The organism is Gelidibacter pelagius, assembly GCF_017581925.1.
Taxonomy (GTDB): domain Bacteria; phylum Bacteroidota; class Bacteroidia; order Flavobacteriales; family Flavobacteriaceae; genus Gelidibacter; species Gelidibacter pelagius.
In genome coordinates this window covers 82,687-103,047 of sequence record NZ_JAGEVG010000007.1, presented here as the reverse complement: position 1 = coordinate 103,047, position 20,361 = coordinate 82,687, and the positions used below count along the sequence as shown (strand labels likewise).

General features: G+C 37.2%; 15 protein-coding genes and 2 tRNA genes. 7 read left to right on the top strand and 10 right to left on the bottom strand.

Annotated elements, in window-relative coordinates; translation table 11 throughout:
- Window positions 1-15: 15 nt before the first annotated feature.
- The 5 genes from efp to J4051_RS07465 all read right to left on the bottom strand — a co-directional run bounded on the left by efp (window position 16) and on the right by J4051_RS07465 (window position 5,691).
- Entirely contained in the window at window positions 16-582 is a 567-nt protein-coding gene (efp, locus tag J4051_RS07485) for an elongation factor P (protein WP_208233247.1), read from the bottom strand.
- Between the two features lie 41 nt (window positions 583-623).
- Window positions 624-1,409 carry an acyl-ACP--UDP-N-acetylglucosamine O-acyltransferase gene (gene lpxA / locus J4051_RS07480; RefSeq protein WP_208233246.1) on the bottom strand — a complete coding sequence of 262 codons (786 nt, stop codon included), beginning with the start codon at window positions 1,407-1,409 and terminating at the stop codon, window positions 624-626.
- An 83-nt stretch (window positions 1,410-1,492) separates the two neighbouring features.
- Complete coding sequence (locus tag J4051_RS07475) at window positions 1,493-2,899, bottom strand: bifunctional UDP-3-O-[3-hydroxymyristoyl] N-acetylglucosamine deacetylase/3-hydroxyacyl-ACP dehydratase (RefSeq protein ID WP_208233245.1); 1,407 nt, start codon at window positions 2,897-2,899, stop codon at window positions 1,493-1,495.
- A complete protein-coding gene (lpxD, locus tag J4051_RS07470; protein WP_208233244.1) occupies window positions 2,886-3,923 on the bottom strand; it encodes a UDP-3-O-(3-hydroxymyristoyl)glucosamine N-acyltransferase in 1,038 nt (345 codons plus the stop codon). The genes J4051_RS07475 and lpxD overlap by 14 nt, the downstream gene beginning before the upstream one ends.
- A 544-nt stretch (window positions 3,924-4,467) precedes the next feature.
- The gene (locus J4051_RS07465; RefSeq protein ID WP_208233324.1) at window positions 4,468-5,691 is read right to left on the bottom strand and encodes an HD domain-containing protein; all 1,224 of its coding nucleotides are present in this window, start codon (window positions 5,689-5,691) and stop codon (window positions 4,468-4,470) included.
- A 37-nt stretch (window positions 5,692-5,728) separates the two neighbouring features.
- Here J4051_RS07465 and porX point away from each other — a divergent pair, with 37 nt between their 5' ends.
- The 4 genes from porX (at window position 5,729) to J4051_RS07445 (ending at window position 8,634) form a co-directional block, all read left to right on the top strand.
- A complete protein-coding gene (porX, locus tag J4051_RS07460; protein WP_208233243.1) occupies window positions 5,729-7,282 on the top strand; it encodes a T9SS response regulator signal transducer PorX in 1,554 nt (517 codons plus the stop codon).
- Window positions 7,283-7,387: 105 nt separating this feature from the next.
- Window positions 7,388-7,840, top strand: a complete 453-nt coding sequence (gene tsaE, locus J4051_RS07455; RefSeq protein ID WP_208233242.1) for a tRNA (adenosine(37)-N6)-threonylcarbamoyltransferase complex ATPase subunit type 1 TsaE — start codon at window positions 7,388-7,390, stop codon at window positions 7,838-7,840.
- Window positions 7,841-7,997: 157 nt separating this feature from the next.
- Window positions 7,998-8,141 (top strand): hypothetical protein, encoded by a 144-nt coding sequence (locus J4051_RS07450; protein ID WP_208233241.1) that lies wholly within the window; start codon window positions 7,998-8,000, stop codon window positions 8,139-8,141.
- The gene (locus J4051_RS07445; protein ID WP_236027303.1) at window positions 8,083-8,634 is read left to right on the top strand and encodes a hypothetical protein; all 552 of its coding nucleotides are present in this window, start codon (window positions 8,083-8,085) and stop codon (window positions 8,632-8,634) included. Before J4051_RS07450 ends, J4051_RS07445 begins: the two co-directional genes overlap by 59 nt.
- Window positions 8,635-9,072: 438 nt before the next feature.
- Here the strand turns inward: J4051_RS07445 and J4051_RS07440 are convergent.
- From J4051_RS07440 to J4051_RS07430, 3 genes are all read right to left on the bottom strand, one after another.
- Window positions 9,073-9,147, bottom strand: a tRNA-Pro gene (locus J4051_RS07440).
- A gap of 20 nt (window positions 9,148-9,167) precedes the next feature.
- Window positions 9,168-9,251: transfer RNA gene (locus J4051_RS07435), tRNA-Ser, on the bottom strand.
- Window positions 9,252-9,346: 95 nt separating this feature from the next.
- Complete coding sequence (locus J4051_RS07430; RefSeq protein ID WP_208233240.1) at window positions 9,347-11,392, bottom strand: HD family phosphohydrolase; 2,046 nt, start codon at window positions 11,390-11,392, stop codon at window positions 9,347-9,349.
- A gap of 130 nt (window positions 11,393-11,522) precedes the next feature.
- Between J4051_RS07430 and J4051_RS07425 the strand changes: the two genes are divergently transcribed.
- On the top strand, window positions 11,523-12,701 hold the full coding sequence (locus J4051_RS07425) for an acetyl-CoA C-acyltransferase (RefSeq protein WP_208233239.1): 1,179 nt from the start codon (window positions 11,523-11,525) through the stop codon (window positions 12,699-12,701).
- 136 nt (window positions 12,702-12,837) lie between these two features.
- A complete protein-coding gene (locus tag J4051_RS07420) occupies window positions 12,838-13,587 on the top strand; it encodes a C40 family peptidase (RefSeq protein ID WP_208233238.1) in 750 nt (249 codons plus the stop codon).
- A gap of 51 nt (window positions 13,588-13,638) precedes the next feature.
- Here J4051_RS07420 and J4051_RS07415 read toward each other — a convergent pair whose 3' ends face one another.
- Together J4051_RS07415 and gyrA are read right to left on the bottom strand one after the other, a co-directional pair.
- Window positions 13,639-14,913 carry a tetratricopeptide repeat protein gene (locus J4051_RS07415; protein WP_208233237.1) on the bottom strand — a complete coding sequence of 425 codons (1,275 nt, stop codon included), beginning with the start codon at window positions 14,911-14,913 and terminating at the stop codon, window positions 13,639-13,641.
- A 24-nt stretch (window positions 14,914-14,937) separates the two neighbouring features.
- A complete protein-coding gene (gyrA, locus tag J4051_RS07410) occupies window positions 14,938-17,505 on the bottom strand; it encodes a DNA gyrase subunit A (RefSeq protein ID WP_208233236.1) in 2,568 nt (855 codons plus the stop codon).
- A 259-nt stretch (window positions 17,506-17,764) separates the two neighbouring features.
- On the opposite strand from gyrA, the gene J4051_RS07405 reads away from it, so the two are divergent.
- On the top strand, window positions 17,765-20,314 hold the full coding sequence (locus tag J4051_RS07405) for an ATP-dependent Clp protease ATP-binding subunit (RefSeq protein ID WP_208233235.1): 2,550 nt from the start codon (window positions 17,765-17,767) through the stop codon (window positions 20,312-20,314).
- Window positions 20,315-20,361: the final 47 nt, after the last annotated feature.

Here is a 20,361-nt window from a genome sequence, read left to right as displayed (position 1 = left end):
ACTGCTGACTGAAAACTACTCTTTAATCCGCTCCTTGTAAGTTCCTTTTTCAGTTTCAATACGGATTTTATCGCCTTCATTTATAAATAAGGGCACATTCACTTCCGCTCCGGTTTCAACCGTTGCTGGTTTGGTAGCGTTTGTAGCTGTATTTCCTTTAACGCCAGGTTCAGTAGCGGTAACTTCCAAAACTACGTTTGCCGGCATTTCTACGGATAACGGCATGTTGTCTTCTGTATTGATTAATATAGTTACAATTTCTCCTTCTTTCATTAAGTCGGGTCTATCCAAAGCTGCTTCCAAGAGTCTGATTTGCGTATAATCTTCTTGATTCATGAAGTGGTAAAATTCACCATCATGGTATAGAAACTGAAATTTATGTGTTTCTACCCGTACATCATCAATTTTATGTCCTGCTGAAAATGTATTCTCCAAGACTTTACCATTGGTAACACTTTTCATTTTCGTTCTTACAAATGCCGGACCTTTGCCAGGCTTAACGTGTAAAAACTCTGTGATTTTATAAATATCATTATTGTACCTGATGCACAATCCATTCCTTATATCTGATGTTGTTGCCATAATATTTCCCACCAAAGTGGGCCTCTTTTAATAATTAATAACTAATTCGATTTAAAATAGCCTTTCATGATGCCTCGATGCGAATTTTTGATGAACTGTAGGATTTCATCACGCTCTGGAGTGGCTTCCATCTCAGCTTCAATAATCTCTGAAGCTTGGGTATTATTGTAGTTCTTCTGGTAAAGAATGCGGTAAATATTTTGTATTTCTCTAATCTTATCTGCCGAAAACCCTCTTCGCCTTAATCCAACCGAATTGATACCTACGTAAGATAATGGCTCTCTGGCCGCTTTTACAAAAGGTGGCACATCCTTTCTTACCAAGGATCCACCAGTTACAAAAGCGTGGTTACCTATGGAACAGAATTGATGCACTGCGGTCATTCCCGCCAATACCACATAATCGCCTACAGTAATGTGTCCTGCAAGTGTGCTATTATTTGAAAAAATACAATTATTACCAATAATGCAATCGTGGGCAATGTGACAATAGGCCATGATCAAACAATTATCGCCGATGACGGTTTTCATTCGATCGGTAGTCCCTCTATTGATCGTGACACATTCTCTAATAGTAACATTATTACCGATTTCAGTGATCGTGTCCTCGTCCTTAAATTTTAAATCTTGTGGAACAGCGGAAATCACCGCTCCTGGAAAGATGTTACAGTTTTTTCCAATGCGAGCCCCTTCCATAATGGTTACGTTACTCCCAATCCAAGTACCTTCACCAATGATCACATTGTTGTGTATGGTGGTGAACGGATCAATCACAACATTCTTCGCTATTTTGGCTCCAGGATGTACGTATGCTAATGGCTGGTTCATTTCCTTTTTTTTATTTTTATATTCTTTTAATTGACAAATCAATTATTTAGATTTTAATCGGTAACTTAATTGGTTGTTCTTTCTTATTTAATTTTTGAAATTTGTGCCATCAACTCCGCTTCAGCACAAAGTTTTCCGTTGGCATAGGCATAACCTTGCATATGGCAGATACCTCTTCTGATAGGGGTAATCAAATCGCATTTAAAAATTAGAGTATCTCCCGGAACTACTTTCTGCTTAAATTTCACCTTATCAATCTTCATAAAGAAAGTTAAGTAGTTTTCTGGATCTGGAACGGTACTTAATACGAGAATCCCGCCTGTTTGAGCCATAGCTTCTACTATCAAAACACCTGGCATAACTGGAGCTCCCGGAAAATGGCCTGCAAAAAAAGGCTCGTTCATCGTCACGTTTTTCACACCGATAACACCAGTATCTGTCAATTCAAAAATCTTATCGATCAATAAAAATGGTTGTCGATGTGGCAACATATCCATAATCTGATTGATGTCCATTAATGGCTCCTGATTCAAGTCGACCACAGGCACATTACTCCTTCTTTCATTCCTGATCATATTGAACATTTTTCTCGCAAACTGCGTATTTATAAAATGTCCAGGTTTGTTCGCAATGACTTTTCCTCTTAAAGGGATGCCGATAAGTGCCAAATCCCCTATAACATCCAATAATTTATGACGTGCCGCCTCGTTAGGATGGTGCAAGGTTAAATTATCAAGAATACCATTTGGTTTTACTGCTATGGCGTCTTTTTTGAAAGCTACTCTCAACTTTTCCATGGTTTCTGGCGATAATTCCTTATCTACATAAACAATAGCGTTGTTTAAATCGCCACCTTTAATAAGTCCATGCTCTAAAAGCATTTCAATTTCATGTAAGAAACTAAAAGTCCTTGAATTTGAAATATCATCTTTAAAATCGTGAATCGTATTTAAGGTTGCGTTTTGTGTTCCTAAAATTTTGGTGCCAAAATCGACCATAGTGGTTACCTGATATTCATTGGCTGGCATAATAATGATTTCGCTTCCAGATTCTTGGTCTATATAAGAGACCACTTCGGTAACCACGTATTCTTCTCTGAACTCATCTTGTTCCTCAACACCTGCTTCTTCAAGTGCCTCTACAAAGAATTTTGACGAGCCATCCATGATAGGAGGTTCTGATGCGTTGATTTCTATCAGAATATTATCAATATCCATTCCTACAAGAGCCGCCAGGACATGCTCTGATGTCTGAATAACAACCCCGTTTTTCTCTAATCGAGTGCCACGTTGTGTATTGGTAACAAAACTTGCGATTGCTTCAATAACCGGAGTACCTTCAAGGTCCATTCGCTTGAATGCATATCCAGTATTTACTGGTGCAGGTGAAAATGTCAGTGTTACATCGTTACCTGTATGCAATCCAACACCTTCTAAAGAAACTTTCTTTTGGATTGTTTTCTGCTTGATGTCTGTCTTAACTATTCCCATTTACTTTCTTATCAATTTTATCTATTTTGTTAATATCTTTCATGATCTTAGGCAAGTTTTTAAAATACACATAAGACTTATTGTAATCTGCATAAGCAAATGCTGGTGAACCTTGGAGTACTTCATCGTCCTTAATATTTCTCCCAATGCCCGACTGCGCTTGTATTTTTACATTATTTCCAATAATAATATGGCCTACTATGCCAACTTGACCACCAATAATACAGTTTTCACCTATTTTAGTTGATCCAGCAATTCCTGTTTGTGCCGCAATAACCGTATTCCTTCCTATTTCAACATTATGGGCCACTTGGATTTGATTGTCCAATTTAACACCTTTTCTAATTATTGTTGATCCTAGGGTTGCTCTATCAATAGTTGTAGCAGCACCAATATCAACAAAATCTTCTAAGATGACGTTACCGGTTTGTGGCACTTTTGCATATTCTCCTTTTTCATTTGGGGAAAAACCAAAGCCATCGGCTCCAATAATAGCACCTGAGTTAATGACACAATTTTTACCAATAACGCAATCAGAATACACTTTAGCCCCAGCAAACAACACAGTGTTGTCATCAATTGTCACGTTATCACCAATATAAGCATTAGGAAATATCTTTACATTATTCCCTATGGTTACATTTTCTCCAATATATGTGAATGCACCAATATACACATCTTCACCGTATTTAGTGGTTTTTGAAATGTGCGACGGCTGCTCAATACCAAACTTATTAAGTTTTCCTTGATTGTAATACTCCAGAAGTCTTGAAAACGATTTGTAGGCATCCTCAACCTTTATAAGTGTGGTTGTAATGGCATGTTCAGGTTCAAAAGTTTTGTTAACAATAGTTATCGATGCTTTTGTTGAATAAATATGCGCCTTATACTTAGGATTGGCCAAAAACGTCAATGACCCTTCAGTACCCTCTTCGATCTTTGAAAGTTTCGAGACTCTAACATCAGGATTACCGATGATATCGCCTTCTAAAATCTCCGCTATTTGTATTGCTGTAAATTTCATCAACCGCAAAAATAGAAAAAATGTATCATATATTGTTATTTACTGTAAAGTTACTTCTACAAGCTCAGGATAACATGTTTGCTATTGGACAGTTTGTCTCAGGTTCTACAGAGCCTCCGATTCATTTTTAACTGATCAACACCACTCATAACTCTAAGGTCATAATTTTTAAAATTCCAAAACCATCTCCCGCAGATTTGCTTCGCCAGTTCGCTATCGCTCGGGTCGCAGATGTTCGCAGAAACTACCCGCTATTTTCTACCTTCTACCTAATCATAACCCTGAACTTAGGATCATTTCCCTCAAATATCCGCAGATTTAAAATTCACTCTTCCCTCCCCGCTTCCGCAACCGCTTCGGACGAGCAAGCGTTAATCGTTAAATAAACTTCAATCATATTGAATTTTCCTGATTGAGCTTGAGCGTTATTCGTTATTCTAAAATGAACATAGCTGATTAGTATTGACAGTTCTTCAAAAATCAACATTCTACAATCGTTAATCATTAATTAAACTTTATCACCCTAATCCCTAATACCCAATACCTATGCCTTCGGATAACAGATATAATATTTTGTTACAGGCTTTGAAAGCGCTTTTAAATTCAATTGATCGGATGCCTTTACGATATCTTGGATCTTCCCCGATTTGTGTAAAATATTTATACTCTGCGTTTTTAGCTGATAGGCCTGATTTGAAATTTCACCTGTAAAGACAAAATAATCAGCTTCCTCTTCACTTATATTATAACGCTGCATTAGATTTTCTTTATGCACTTTCACACTGTCCAACTTACGTTTCTTATTTTTCAATTTCACTTTGAGCAAATCTCTATTGATGATCATGTCGCACAGATTTTTTAATACAAAATCATCATGGTATTGCCATTCTTTCATGCCTGATACAATATCATAATCATCCAACTGGGCAAAAACATCCAAGGTGTCTGTTGTGAAGTTCGAATTGTTGATTTCATTGTTCAGAAAATAGGACAATGCCCTACTTGCTTTTAAATCTATCCCACTTTGGGTGAGCTCCTTGGCACGTTTTAAGACGCGCATCAATAGTTGCTCGGCTACCACACTTGTTTTATGTAAATAAACTTGCCAGTACATCAATCGTCTTGCAACGAGAAACTTTTCAACACTGTAAATACCCTTTTCTTCCACCACCAATTCGTCATCCACCACATTGAGCATGGTTATCAAACGCTCGGCATTGATGTTTCCTTCTGCGACTCCGGTGTAAAAACTATCACGCTTTAAATAATCGGCCCTATCCATATCCAACTGGCTCGAAATGAGCTGGCACATGAAGTTCCGATGATACTCGCCTTTAAACATTTGAATGGCGAGCGTTAAACTTCCGTTAAATTCCACATTCAAATGTTCCATAAATAGAAGCGAAATGGCCTCATGGGATATTCCCGTAACAATACTATGTTCCATAGCGTGACTAAACGGGCCATGTCCGATATCATGCAGGAGAATGGCAATCAATAGCCCATTTTCTTCCGCTTCAGAAATGTCAACCCCCTTAAAACGAAGTACATTGATAGCTTTTTGCATTAAATGCATGCACCCCATAGCATGATGGAATCTTGTATGGTGAGCTCCAGGATATACCAAATAAGACATGCCCATTTGAGAAATCCGACGTAGCCTTTGAAAATATTTATGGGCTATCAAATCGAAGATTAACGAATTGGGTATGGTAATAAAACCGTAAATTGGGTCGTTAAATATTTTGAGTTTGTTTACTTTATCCAAACTTGAGTGTTTAATCATTAATTATAAACAAATATACATGAACCATATAAATATTCTTTGGGTTGACGACGAAATTGATTTACTTAAACCCCACATCCTGTTTTTAGAAAAAAAGAACTACAAGGTCACCACCTGTAACAGTGGCACAGAAGCTCTGGAAATTATAGATGACACCAACTTTGACATTGTTTTTTTAGATGAAAACATGCCAGGATTAACGGGTTTGGAAACGTTGAATGAGATTAAGGAACGTCGTGCCAATCTTCCTGTGGTTATGATTACCAAAAGCGAGGAGGAATATATTATGGAAGAAGCCATTGGTAATAAAATTGCGGATTATCTTATAAAACCGGTGAATCCCAATCAAATTCTATTGAGCTTAAAAAAGAATTTAGACCATTCCAGATTGGTATCAGAAAAAACGACCTCCAATTACCAGCAGGAATTCAGGAAAATTGCCATGGACATGACGATGGTCAATAGCTATGAAGAATGGTCAGATTTATATCAGAAATTAATTTACTGGGAACTACAGCTTGAAGATATTGAAGATGTGGGCATGACCGAAATTTTAGAATCCCAAAAAACCGAAGCTAATGCGCAGTTTGGAAAATTTATTGAAAAAAATTATACGGATTGGTTTGACCATAATGCCGATGCACCCGTCATGTCACATACATTATTCAAAAACAAAATAGTTCCGGAACTAAGTGCCAAACAACCGACCTTGCTAATAGTCATTGACAATTTACGATATGATCAATGGAAAGCTTTTGAGCCGATTGTCAGCAATTATTATAAAAAAACCTCAGAAAGCTCTTTTTACAGTATTCTACCAACGGCCACACAATATGCACGTAATGCCATTTTTTCAGGCTTGATGCCAAGCGAGATGGAAAAGCGCCATCCAAAATATTGGAAAAACGACGTAGATGATGGTGGGAAAAACCTTTTTGAAGCTGAATTTTTAGAAGCACAATTAAAGCGTTTGGGACTTCAGAACTTAAAAACCGAATATCATAAAATAACCAATCTGCAATCCGGTAAAAAATTGGTTGAAAATTTCAAAACCCTAAAAAGCAACGATTTATCGGTTATTGTCTATAATTTTGTTGACATGCTTTCCCACTCCAAAACGGAAATGGACGTCGTCAAGGAATTGGCATCGAATGACAAAGCATACCGCTCTCTTACCGTGAGCTGGTTCAAGAACTCGCCATTATTGGAAATGATACAAAAAGCGCAGCAAATGGGCTTTAAATTGATTTTAACCACTGATCATGGCACCATTAATGTCAACAATCCGTCAAAAGTCATTGGCGATAGGGACACTAGTTTGAATTTGCGCTATAAAACAGGGCGTAGTTTATCTTATGAAGCTAAAGATGTGTTTGTGGTCAAAGATCCAAAAACTGTCCACCTACCCTCCATAACGATGAGTAGTTCTTTTATTTTTGCTAAAGGAGATCTCTTTTTGGCCTACCCAAATAACTACAACCACTATGTAGGTTACTTCAGGAACACTTATCAACATGGCGGCGTTTCGTTAGAAGAAATGATCATTCCATTTGTGGTTATGAATCCAAAATAAATCTACGTAATACCAAAAAACCCGACGAAATACAGTATTTATTAGTTTTTTTCGTTTTTTATGTTTAATATTGCTACCTAAACCAATTTCATCAGTGCCAATATCATGAAGTTCCAATATTCTATTGAAGATATTGAGTCAGTTGCAAGTGCCCTATTAAAACAGGTCACATCCAAGACGTTATTATTTTATGGCGATATGGGCGTAGGCAAAACGACTTTAATAAAAGCATTGTCAAAACAATTGGGAAGTACGACGAACGTCAGTAGCCCTACATTTTCAATTTTAAATGAGTATGAAATTAATGACGGACTCATCTATCATTTTGATTTGTACAGAATAAAGGATGAAGAGGAAGCTCTGAATTTTGGTATAGAAGATTATTTATTTAATGACCAGTGGATTTTCATTGAATGGCCCGAAAAATTAGGGAGTTTTCTTCCTGAAATGTTCAATAAAATTGAAATAAAATTGAATTTAGATGGCTCAAGAGCTCTCAAATTGAGCAGCAATACTAACTTAACCAAACAAAAAGCAAAAAAGCAGGAAAAAAATTAAAAAATTTCAGCAACCACACACCGCGTCAATTTTGAAAAGTACGGGAAAACCGTAACGTTCAAGCGGTTTAAGCGATTAGTTTTAACATTTAATTAACACCATTTGTACGGTGTTGATGGTACATTTGAAAGAATTAATTAATTAAATCCCTTGAATTATGAAAACAAAAAAGTACATGATTGCCTTGGCAATTTTCGGTGGTGCGTTGTTCACTGCACAAGCTTCAAATCTTATCAATTTAGATGGACAAACAACAACTGAAATCAAAAGACATAACTTTAAAGTCCCACCAAACGGATAAAAAGTACAATAGGAAAGATATTATAACTGGTACTGTAATTGGTACTTTTATAGCGATCACTCCTATATTGTTCTATTTGTATGAAAGTGTTCCAGCTGATCAAGTTTGGAACACTTTTTTATTTACATACGACAGTAAATTATGGGGTAATGCCAATTTATCCATGTGGATATTTACTGGGAAAGCCGTCCCTTGCGCACTTCTTATTTTATGGTTTTTCACCAATAGACATTGGTGGTACCACGCTTTATTGGTACCTATTACCATGTATCTTTACCAAATTATAAGTTTATTTATCAGTGATCGAGGATTTGATGAATTTGAATTAATCTATATGGTTCCAGTAATGGCAGTGATTGTTCCCTCAATATACCTTATCAGAGCCAAAATGTTTAATAAAATCAATGATGTAGATAAAACCATGGAGGAATTGGAAGAGGAGTTCAGAATAAGACCAAAAGGCGTTATGAATAGATTAAAGGAATACTTTTAAAGATCATCCCGGTGGATTCATTAATATCGTTTAAAACTTTAATTTCAGACGTTGATTTCTATTTTTTGATCTGAAAGATTTATTCGAAACAAGGAAAACAAGTCCTATATTTTAATGATTGAAATCTTCACTTCGATATTCAACATGTATGATTGTCAATAAACAATTATCCTAATACCCCCATACACTTCACCAAACCAGACTTCGGCTTATTTCACTAGGTCATAGAATTATGACGCCCTGATTGTAAATATTTCAGTTGTTTTTAAATGATAATATCTTATATCATAAAAATCAGAGGTCAATTATATACATCAATTAAAAATATTTTATTAGGGTGGCAACGTCCCGAATGGAAAAAGCCTAACAAATCTTAGATTTGTTAGGCTTTTAATATTTGGATTGATCACGCTTTAAGGCGTGACGACCTCCATTATGTCGGGGTGGCAGGATTCGAACCTGCGACCTCCGCGTCCCAAACGCGGCGCGATAACCGGGCTACGCTACACCCCGAATTGGTTATCTAAAAATTGCGGAGAGACAGGGACTCGAACCCTGGCGACAGTTACCCGTCGACAGATTAGCAATCTGCTCCATTACCACTCTGGCACCTCTCCTATTTTGTTAAAGAACATCTTCTAAATGCGGATGCAAATGTAGCCCTTCATTCCAAAGAAAACAACTATTTTTAAGACTTTTTAAAATGATTTTTTTATTCTGGATATTCTATCCTGAGATGGAAGATGTTAGCTAATTTATTTTTCAATATTTTTTTAATGGATTCGATCTCTTTAAAGGTAATATCGGCATTTAAAAACTGCCCGTCCTCCATTTGTTTATTGATAATGTTTTCTACAAAGTGATTGATTTTTGTGGATGACGGGTCTTTTAAACTTTTAGACGCTGCTTCTACGCTATCACACATCATTAAAATTGCGGTTTCCTTACTAAAAGGCTTTGGGCCAGGATACCTGAAATCGGCAATATCTGTGGCGATATCCAATTCTTTCTCCTTCATATAAAAATAATATACCACACTAGTGCCATGATGGGTCCGGATAAAATCAATAACGCGATCCGGTAAATTGTTCTTTTTTGCTATTTCAATACCATCCAAGACATGTGCAAAAATTATGTTTGTACTTTCCTGTGGAGACAATTCATCATGAGGATTAATTCCTGTGGATTGATTCTCGGTAAAATAGGTCGGATTTTTCATTTTCCCAATATCATGATAAAGTGCTCCTACCCTAACCAACATGGCATTCGCACCAATTTCATTGGCTGATGCCTCCGCTAAATTGGCCACATTTAAACTATGGTGAAACGTTCCAGGCGCCTTATTTGACAATTCTTTCAACAATTTCGTGTTGGTGTCTGACAGTTCCAATAGCGATACATCCGACACTAATCCAAACAACTTTTCATAGATGTAAATAAGTGGCTGTACAAAAAGGGTGGCCAATCCGCATAAAATGAACATCCCGAAAGCTTCAAAATTCAAGGTGGCTATGCTACCTTCATGAATAACGAAGAAAGCAAAATAGGTAATGATATAAATGAGCGTGATCTGCCCCACCGAAATAAACAAATTGGCGCGTTTGTACAATTCAGAAACTGTCAGTATGGTCACAATACCGGCGGTGATCTGTAAAAACATATACTCATAGCTATTTGGCACGATAAAGCCCAACAGAAGCACAGTCAAAACATGTGCGAACAATCCTAACCTCGCGTCAAAAAATGCTTTTAAAACCAATGGAAGAACACAAAGTGGTACCACATAAACATATTTGGAATTGTAATTGACAATGAGCGTTGTCAACAAGACCATTAATAGAATATTGAAAAATATGAACGTCACTTTTGTATTGTCCAAAAAGACTTCTATCCTATATTTTCTTAAAAACAGCAGCAGCATCAATAAGGTTAAGGCCACTAGTATGGAATAGGAAATTACCACCCAAGTATAATTTGAAGAACTCCAAACCTGGGACTCGTACTCTGACTCCAAAGATTTTAAGATGTCATATTTATGGCCTTCAACTAATTCTCCCTTGGAGATGATTAAAGTCTCCCTCTCAACATTACCGCGCGTTGAAGAAATTTTATCCAATTCTTCATTCAATGCATTTTGTGTAATGGACTTATTGACCTTGAGATTGGGTTCAATCAAATCAAAAAACATGGAGACAAAAACCGCAGTGAATTTTGAGTTGCCCCTATCTTCCAATTGTTTTTCCAACAATGACCTAAAGGCATCTATTTTAGAAAGTTCAGAATAGGTTGTAGAGGCTATTTGGTTTTGACCATCCAACAGGATGACGTTCTTGTCATTTGGATAATTGTAATCTTCTTCTAATACACCATTTTTATAAATCTCATTCAAGACCGATCTGCCTACCCTAAAAAGTTCTGTCTTTTTCCTACCCAATGAATCATGAAAAGTGGCGTTAAACTTCTTATTGTAATCTTCAAACACAAAATCTTTAACCTCTTCTATGAGATCAAAATACACGGCACTTTCTTTTACTATGGCCGATTTTTCTTTTTGTAATTCCTCTGGCGACTTTTGAATGGCGAAATCAAACGGAGCATAAAGGTTTTCAGATTGCCATGGTTTATTTTTATCAAAATTGTATTTGAATTTGCCGCTTTTCGGGAAGAGATAAACAATTAAAAAAGTAGTCCCTATAAAAAGAAGGATTTTGTAAATAAGTGAATGATTCTTATACCACTTGTTTATAATGTTTTTCATCAAAGTTGCATCAATTGTCTTTCAAAAGTAATAAAATATTAAGGGATTTGTAGGTTTAACGTCAGGTTTCATTCCAAAATCAATTTAAAAATGTTTAATTTTGCATCATTCAAATCAAAACCCATTAAAAATGAGTAAAGAAGTCGTCATTGTATCCGCAGCAAGAACTCCGATAGGTAGTTTTTTAGGTGCTTTATCTACAGTTCCTGCACCAAGATTAGGAGCTATCGCCATAAAAGGTGCCATGGATAAAATTAACCTCAATCCTGAATTAGTACAGGAAGTGATTATGGGCAATGTTGTACAAGCCGGAACAGGACAGGCACCTGCACGCCAAGCGGCTATTTATGCTGGAATTCCTGATACCGTACCATGCACAACAGTCAATAAAGTATGTGCTTCTGGAATGAAAGCAGTGATGCAAGCCGCTCAAGCCATTGCGTTAGGTGATGCTGATATCATTGTTGCTGGTGGGATGGAAAACATGAGCTTGATCCCTCATTATTTACACGCAAGAAATGGTACTAAATTCGGACCCGCCACCTTAATTGATGGGATGCAAAAGGATGGCTTGGTAGATGCCTATGACGAAAATGCCATGGGCGTTTGTGCTGATGCTTGTGCCACTGAATATAAATTCAGCAGAGAAGATCAGGATGCATTTGCCATTCAATCTTATAATCGATCCGCTGCGGCTTGGGATGCAGGTAAATTTGATAATGAAGTTGTTCCTGTAGAAGTTCCTCAGCGTCGTGGCGATGCTATTGTAGTTTCAAAAGATGAAGAATATACAAATGTTAAGATGGACAAAATTCCGTCATTAAGACCTGCTTTTACAAAAGATGGCACTGTTACAGCTGCAAATGCTTCAACTATTAATGATGGTGCTGGAGCAGTAGTTTTGATGAGCAAGGAAAAGGCCGATGAACTCGGACTAAAGCCTTTAGCTATCATAAGAAGTTATGCTGATGCGGCACAAGAACCTAAGTGGTTTACTACTGCTCCCGCCAAAGCTTTGCCAAAAGCACTTGATAAGGCTGGGATTTCAATAAATGACGTCGATTATTTTGAGTTTAACGAAGCTTTTTCAATAGTTGGTTTGGCCAATATGAAACTTTTAGGTCTCAATGATAGCGATGTCAACGTCAATGGAGGTGCTGTATCTTTAGGGCATCCATTAGGTTGTTCGGGTGTTCGGATTATCATTACACTGTTGAACGTATTAGAACAAAACAATGCTAAAATTGGAGCAGCAGCCATTTGTAATGGTGGCGGTGGCGCTTCGGCGATTGTCATCGAACGCTCATAAAAAAAGTATTTTATAGATTCTATTCTCAGTATTTATTGATGGATTATTTTTCAATTACAACATTTTTTCGTTTAACATTATTGGGTAATGATACCCCAATAATCAATAAAAATAGTCAATAGACCATTTCACCTCTATGACCTACGGAATTGCCAATTTAAGCATCGTCCCTTTAAGAATAGAACCTTCTGATACTACTGAACTTGTGTCACAAGTATTATATGGTGAAATTTTTAAGGTGACTGAACGTCGAAAAAAATGGAGTAAAATCCGTTTGGATTATGATCAATATGAAGGATGGATCGACAACAACCAATATCTCGAACTCCCAGAATCTGAATATAGTATATTGGCAGAATGTCCACAAAAATTTTCTGGTGATTTAATAGAATTCGTCCAAGACACCAACAATCAATTACTAACAATTCCGGTGGGATCTTCGTTGACCGCCCTAAATGTCCTTGAGCACTTTTTTGATGGAAATTGTGTTGAAGGCACTCAACCGAAATCAAAGTTAATAGAGACCGCTTTCCTGTATCGCAACTCCCCATATTTGTATGGAGGAAAAACACCTTTTGGTATCGATGCTTCAGGTTTGACACAAATGGTTTATAAACTCAATGGTTATAACCTGTACAGAGCAGTAGAACAACAAGCAAAGCAAGGTGAAGCCTTAAGTTTTATAGAGGAAAGTGAAGCAGGAGATTTGGCTTTTTTCGATAATAACGAAGGACAAATTGTACATGTTGGCATCATTATGCCGGATAATTATATCATTCATGCCCACGGGAAAGTACGTATTGACAGATTGGATCATTCGGGAATTTACAATACCGATGTGAAAATGCATACCCACAAACTTCGGGTCATTAAAAAAATTATATAAAAAAAATGCTACCTCAATGAGATAGCATTTTTTTTATTTTAATAGTCAATATTAGTTTTGACCACTTTCTAAAGCTTCAACTTTAGCTTTCATTTCTTTTTGCTTAGCGGTATCACCTAAAGCACTGTAAATATTTACTAATGTTTTTGCTGTTTGCAAATCTGTAGGTCTTAACTTAAGCGTCGTTTCCAAGTAAGGAATTGCCTCTTCATACAGTTTAGATCTTTCAGCTTTAAGCTCATCATACTTTTTGTTATCCGCAGCAGAACTCCCAAGGGCATTCATTTTCTCAATAATGTCTTGCTCTTGACTTAAAATCAATACTGCCATATTATTATGTACGTCTGTATAATCTGGCTTGATTTTTAAGGCTTTTTCGTAATATCCTTTGGCAGCTTCAGTTTCTCCACCTTCTGCTGCAACAATTCCTAAATTGAATAACAATTCTGGATTGTTGGGATCTTTAACCAACGCTTCTTGAATAAGGCTCTTAAACTTATCTCTATTGCCCATTTTCAATTGCATATTGGCTTCTGAAATAATTAAACTTGCGTCATCAGGATTTGCTGCCCGAGCGTCTTTCATTGCTTCAAGTGCCTTCTCGTCGTTTCCCTGATTCATATAAATCAAAGCCACATTTCTAACAATTTCAGCCTGTTTTGATTCTGATTTCTTAGTGGTTGGCGCGGTATGTGTGCCAGCTTTCACAGAAATATCCATCATAGCTTTAGATGGAAACGCTTCTTCTTCGTTTGTTTCCTTGTTGATAGCCACATAATCAGTTTCAACACCCACATAGCCCAAGTTTTTAAGCTCTTCGTAATGCTTTAATGCTGTTTCATAGTCTTCACCATTTACTGCTGTCGCAGCTGCATAATAAAGGTATAAAGTGTCTGATTTTGACATTTTATAAGCTTTTTCAAAGCCGCTAGACGATGCCGAAAAATTCTTTTTCTCTAAAGCAGCGTTAGCTTTGGTCAAGAAAGAATTAATCATACCTTGTTTTATTTCCTGAACCTCTTTCGAATACTTTCCGTTTTTACCTTCTACTTCTTCTACCTTGTTCAGGCTTTCAATGGCAACGTCCATATCAGTGTCAGTTCCTGTTCCGTTGGCATAAAAAGCCTGTCCTTTTACGAAGTAGAACTGAGCCTTCATTTTATCGTCTGCATTTCCAATTAAGGATTCTGCAGCGTTTATAGCAGATTTAGCTTCTGCAAAATTACTTTTCTTTATAGCTCTTTCAGCATCTCTAATTTCGCTTTTTTGTGCAAAAGAAAAAGAACCTACTAAAAGTGCCAAAGCGATGATGATTTGTTTTTTCATTTTTAGTTATTTTAATTTTAAGTGTTAATTATTGTTTTCGTCGTCTAAATTATCAAGAGTTGTGCCGTTTTCTTCATCGGCCTCATTTTCAATGGTCTCATCTGATCCTTCTTCTAATAGTAGATCTTCTTCTTCCTTCATCACTTTTGCGACTGCTGCAATAGAATCACTTCCTTTTAAATTAATCAATTTAACACCTTGAGTAGCTCTTCCCATAACACGCAGATCATTAACTGCCATACGAATGGCAATACCAGATTTGTTAATAATCATTAAGTCATCGTCATCGCTAACCGATTTTATGGCGACCAAATTACCTGTTTTTTCAGTAATGGAAATAGTTTTTACACCTTTCCCTCCCCTGTTGGTTATTCTATAAATGGCCTCTCCATCTTCAGGATCGTCAATATAAGTACGTTTACCATAGCCGTTTTCGGAAACTACCAAAACAGATTCTTCCATCGGATTCTCAATGGTGATCATCCCTATTACTTCGTCTTTGGCGTGTGCTAAACTAATCCCGCGCACTCCAGAAGCGTTTCTTCCCATTGGTCGAGTTTTAGCTTCTTCGAAACGAATCGCCTTACCTGATTTTAAAGCTAACATAATCTGACTATTGCCAGTTGTTAGTTTTGCTTCCAATAAAATATCATCGTCCTTAATAGTAATGGCATTGATACCATTAGTTCTTGGACGGGAATATTGCTCTAATGACGTTTTCTTAACCTGGCCATTCTTGGTTGCCATAATGACATAGTGGCTGTTAATATAGTCTTCGTTTTTAAGATCTTGTGTACAAATGAACGCTTTCACCTTATCGTCCTGTTCAATATTGATAAGGTTTTGGATTGCTCTACCCTTTGATGTTTTACTGCCTTCAGGTATTTCATAGACTCGCATCCAGAAACATTTTCCTTTTTGAGTGAAGAATAACATGTATTGATGATTGGTACCCACAAATAAATGCTCTAAGAAATCTTCATTACGCGTTGTGGACGCCTTTTGGCCAACTCCTCCTCTATGCTGGGTTTTATATTCTGTCAGCGACGTACGTTTGATATAGCCCGCATGGGAAATAGTGATGACCACTTGCTCATCAGGAATCATATCTTCAATACTCAAATCGCCACCTGCATATTCAATTACAGAACGACGCTCATCGCCATACTTTTCTTTAACTACAATCAATTCGTCTTTGATGATTTGCATACGACGTTCTTTCTTGTCAAGAATATCCTTCAAATCTTCAATGGTTTTCATCAGTTCTTCATATTCCGAACGTAGTTTATCTTGCTCCAGACCAGTCAACTGACGCAAACGCATCTCAACAATGGCTTTCGCTTGAATTTCTGAAAGTTCAAAACGTTCAATCAATTTCTCGCGAGCTTCGTCAGCGTTGGATGATGCACGGATTAAAGCAATAACTTCGTCAATATTGTCGGAAGCGATGATTAATCCTTCTAAAATATGAGCGCGTTCTTCAGCTTTACGAAGTTCATAAGTGGTTCTTCTTACCACAACCTCATGTCTATGTTCAACAAAGTGAAGAATCATCTCCTTTAAATTCAACAATTGTGGGCGACCATTAACGAGTGCAATATTGTTCACACTGAACGACGACTGCAATGCCGTGTATTTATATAAGGTATTTAGTACAATATTTGGAATGGCGTCACGCTTTAAAACATACACGATACGCATCCCATTTCTGTCAGATTCATCACGAATCATGGAGATACCGTCAATTTTCTTTTCATTGACCAAATCTGCAGTTTTCTTGATCATGTCTGCCTTATTGACTTGGTAAGGGATTTCAGTGACCACGATCGATTCTCTGCCCTGTACCTCTTCAATATTAGCTTTCGCTCTCATAACAATTCGTCCACGGCCTGTTTTAAACGCCTCTATAACGCCATCATAACCGTAAATTGTTCCTCCAGTTGGAAAGTCTGGAGCTTTGATATGTGTGATCAGTTCATCAATATCAATATCATGATTATCAATATAAGCAATGATACCATCAACCACTTCACTAATATTATGTGGCGGCATATTTGTAGCCATCCCTACCGCAATACCAGAAGCACCATTGACTAAAAGTCCCGGGATACGAGTTGGCAAAACAGTTGGCTCTTGTAAAGTATCGTCAAAATTCAGTTTATGATCTACTGTTTCTTTATCAATATCTGCCAACATGTCTTCAGATATCTTCCGCATCCGCGCTTCTGTGTAACGCATTGCCGCTGGACTATCGCCATCAACGGAACCAAAATTCCCTTGGCCATCCACTAACATGTAACGCAAACTCCATTCTTGGGCCATACGCACCATGGTGTCGTAAACTGATGTATCACCGTGTGGATGGTACTTACCCAAAACTTCCCCAACAATTCTTGCTGATTTTTTATGCGCGGTGTTAGATCTAATACCGAGCTCATGCATGCCAAAAAGCACACGTCTGTGCACAGGTTTAAGACCATCTCTAACATCCGGTAACGCACGTGACACAATGACCGACATTGAATAATCAATGTAAGCCGATTTCATTTCATCTTCAATGTTGATAGGAATCACTTTTTCTCCTTCTGTCATATATAAGTTAATTAGATTTTTTGTAGATTTTCAAATCGTGCTAAGATAACCATTTTACGAGTTTTAACGCCACTTTATTGAGGGTTTTTTGGTATATTTTATTAACAATATATAGGGCTTTTCATTTGATAAGTATCTCGTTAAATGTTTTGAAATTGTGAAGTTTTTTTCGTCACTTAGCCCATATGAAAACATTTAAGGTATAGTTTTTGCCCTATTCAAGATGTTTTCATTAATTTTATGCAGAAAGGATTTTACTATGGATGATAATTTTTCCCCAAGAGTCAAAGATGTTATAGCCTACAGCAAAGAAGAAGCTTTACGGTTAGGACATGATTTTATAGGAACAGAACATTTAATGCTAGGGTTGCTAAGAGATGGCAATGGCAAGGCTATTGATATTTTGAGCGCGCTAGAAATCGACTTGAACCACTTACGACGCAAAGTCGAAATATTAAGCCCGGCAAACCCAAGCAATGCAACCATGTCAAATGAAAAGAAAAACTTGCATTTGACAAGGCAGGCGGAGCGTGCGCTTAAAACTACTTTCTTAGAAGCAAAGTTATTTCAAAGCACCTCTATTAATACGGCACATTTATTATTGTGCATCTTAAGAAATGAAAATGATCCAACAACAAAGCTTTTAAATAAGCTTAAAGTGGATTATGATAACGTTAAAGAACAATTCAAATCTATGATAACTAACAATGATGACTACACAGAATCTCCAAAGGCGGAGTCATTTTCTGATGATGATATAAATGACGAGGATGAGACGAAACACAACCCGTTCAGCCAATCGGCTGCAAAGGGCGCCAAAAAATCAAAAACACCTGTTTTAGACAATTTTGGCCGTGATTTGACAGTTTTGGCAGAAGAAGGCAAACTCGACCCCGTAGTTGGAAGAGAAAAAGAAATACAGCGCGTGTCTCAAATATTGAGCCGACGTAAAAAGAATAATCCACTTCTAATTGGCGAACCTGGAGTTGGTAAATCAGCCATTGCTGAAGGTTTGGCACTTCGGATTATCAAGCGTAAAGTATCCAGAATACTTTTCAATAAACGAGTGGTTACCTTGGATTTGGCGAGCTTAGTTGCTGGAACTAAATACAGAGGCCAGTTTGAAGAGCGTATGAAGGCCGTTATGAACGAATTGGAAAAGAATGATGATATTATTCTTTTTATTGATGAAATCCATACGATTGTTGGCGCAGGAGGCGCTACAGGCAGTTTGGACGCATCCAATATGTTCAAACCCGCTTTGGCAAGAGGTGAAATTCAATGTATTGGCGCTACTACTCTCGATGAATACAGACAATATATTGAGAAAGATGGTGCCTTAGAACGTCGCTTCCAAAAAGTGATTGTTGAACCAACAACCGTTGAGGAAACAATTCAGATTTTGGAAAACATCAAAGACAAGTATGAGGAACATCATAACGTTCGATATACACAAGAAGCCATTGAAGCTTGTGTAAAATTGACCAATAGATATATGACCGAACGCTTCTTGCCAGACAAAGCTATTGATGCCTTGGATGAAGCAGGTTCAAGAGTCCATATTACCAACATCAATGTGCCGAAGCAGGTCTTAGAACTTGAAAAGCAATTGGAAGCGGTTAAGGAAACTAAAAATACTGTCGTCAAAAAGCAAAAATATGAAGAAGCTGCTAAATTGCGGGATGACGAAAAACGATTGGAGAAAGAACTGGCCATAGCTCAAGAAAAATGGGAAGAAGAAACCAAATTGCACAAAGAAACTGTAACGGAAGACAATGTTGCCGACGTGGTTTCGATGATGACAGGAATTCCCGTCAATAGAATCGCTCAAACCGAAAGCAACAAACTCGCTAAATTACCAGAACTGATTAAAGGAAAAGTTATTGGACAGGACGAAGCAGTCGCAAAGGTAGTTAAAGCGATTCAGCGTAACCGAGCTGGACTAAAAGACCCTGACAAACCTATTGGCTCATTTATATTTTTGGGTCAAACAGGTGTTGGTAAAACACAGTTGGCCAAAGTTTTGGCGAGAGAACTTTTTGATAGTGAAGATGCACTTGTAAGAATTGATATGAGTGAGTATATGGAAAAATTCGCCATTTCAAGACTTGTTGGTGCACCTCCAGGATATGTTGGTTACGAAGAAGGCGGACAACTGACCGAGAAAATCAGACGCAAGCCCTATGCCGTAGTTTTATTGGACGAAATTGAAAAAGCACATCCAGATGTATTTAATATGCTTTTGCAAGTTCTGGATGATGGATATCTTACGGACAGCCTCGGAAGAAAGATTGATTTTAGAAACACCATTATCATTATGACCTCTAATATTGGAGCCCGTAAACTTAAGGATTTTGGACAAGGTGTTGGTTTTGGAACGGCTGCAAAAACCGCCCAGGCAAGTGACAATACGAGAAGTATTATCGAAAATGCACTTAAGAAAGCCTTCGCACCGGAGTTTTTAAACCGTATTGATGATGTTATGGTATTCAATACCTTAGAGAAAGAACATATCAATAAAATTATTGATATTGAGCTTGAGAAATTGATTATCCGCATTAAAGATTTAGGTTATGAACTTATTCTTACTTCTGACGCAAAAGATTATATTGCTGAAAAAGGATTTGATCAACAATATGGTGCTCGACCGTTAAAACGTGCGATTCAAAAATATGTTGAGGACACATTGGCCGAGGAAATTATATCTGCAAAAATTAATGAAGGAGACACCATTACTATGGATTTGGATAAGAAGTCAAATGAACTGGTCATTAAGATTGAAAAGCCAGAGACACAGACAGAGTCTTAATTATTTCATTATATAAAATTAAAAGCATCTGTAATTTAACGGATGCT

Bases quoted from the DNA above. Each gene is read 5' to 3' on its own strand.
- J4051_RS07450 (WP_208233241.1), top strand. From the start codon at position 7,998: ATGAAAACAAAAAAGTACATGATTGCCTTGGCAATTTTCGGTGGTGCG.
- tsaE (WP_208233242.1), top strand. From the start codon at position 7,388: ATGAAGTTCCAATATTCTATTGAAGATATTGAGTCAGTTGCAAGTGCC.
- J4051_RS07430 (WP_208233240.1), bottom strand. From the start codon at position 11,392: ATGAAAAACATTATAAACAAGTGGTATAAGAATCATTCACTTATTTAC.
- J4051_RS07475 (WP_208233245.1), bottom strand. From the start codon at position 2,899: ATGGGAATAGTTAAGACAGACATCAAGCAGAAAACAATCCAAAAGAAA.
- J4051_RS07425 (WP_208233239.1), top strand. From the start codon at position 11,523: ATGAGTAAAGAAGTCGTCATTGTATCCGCAGCAAGAACTCCGATAGGT.
- lpxA (WP_208233246.1), bottom strand. From the start codon at position 1,409: ATGAACCAGCCATTAGCATACGTACATCCTGGAGCCAAAATAGCGAAG.
- lpxD (WP_208233244.1), bottom strand. From the start codon at position 3,923: ATGAAATTTACAGCAATACAAATAGCGGAGATTTTAGAAGGCGATATC.
- J4051_RS07405 (WP_208233235.1), top strand. From the start codon at position 17,765: ATGGATGATAATTTTTCCCCAAGAGTCAAAGATGTTATAGCCTACAGC.
- efp (WP_208233247.1), bottom strand. From the start codon at position 582: ATGGCAACAACATCAGATATAAGGAATGGATTGTGCATCAGGTACAAT.
- J4051_RS07420 (WP_208233238.1), top strand. From the start codon at position 12,838: ATGACCTACGGAATTGCCAATTTAAGCATCGTCCCTTTAAGAATAGAA.
- gyrA (WP_208233236.1), bottom strand. From the start codon at position 17,505: ATGACAGAAGGAGAAAAAGTGATTCCTATCAACATTGAAGATGAAATG.
- porX (WP_208233243.1), top strand. From the start codon at position 5,729: ATGAACCATATAAATATTCTTTGGGTTGACGACGAAATTGATTTACTT.
- J4051_RS07445 (WP_236027303.1), top strand. From the start codon at position 8,083: ATGGACAAACAACAACTGAAATCAAAAGACATAACTTTAAAGTCCCAC.
- J4051_RS07415 (WP_208233237.1), bottom strand. From the start codon at position 14,913: ATGAAAAAACAAATCATCATCGCTTTGGCACTTTTAGTAGGTTCTTTT.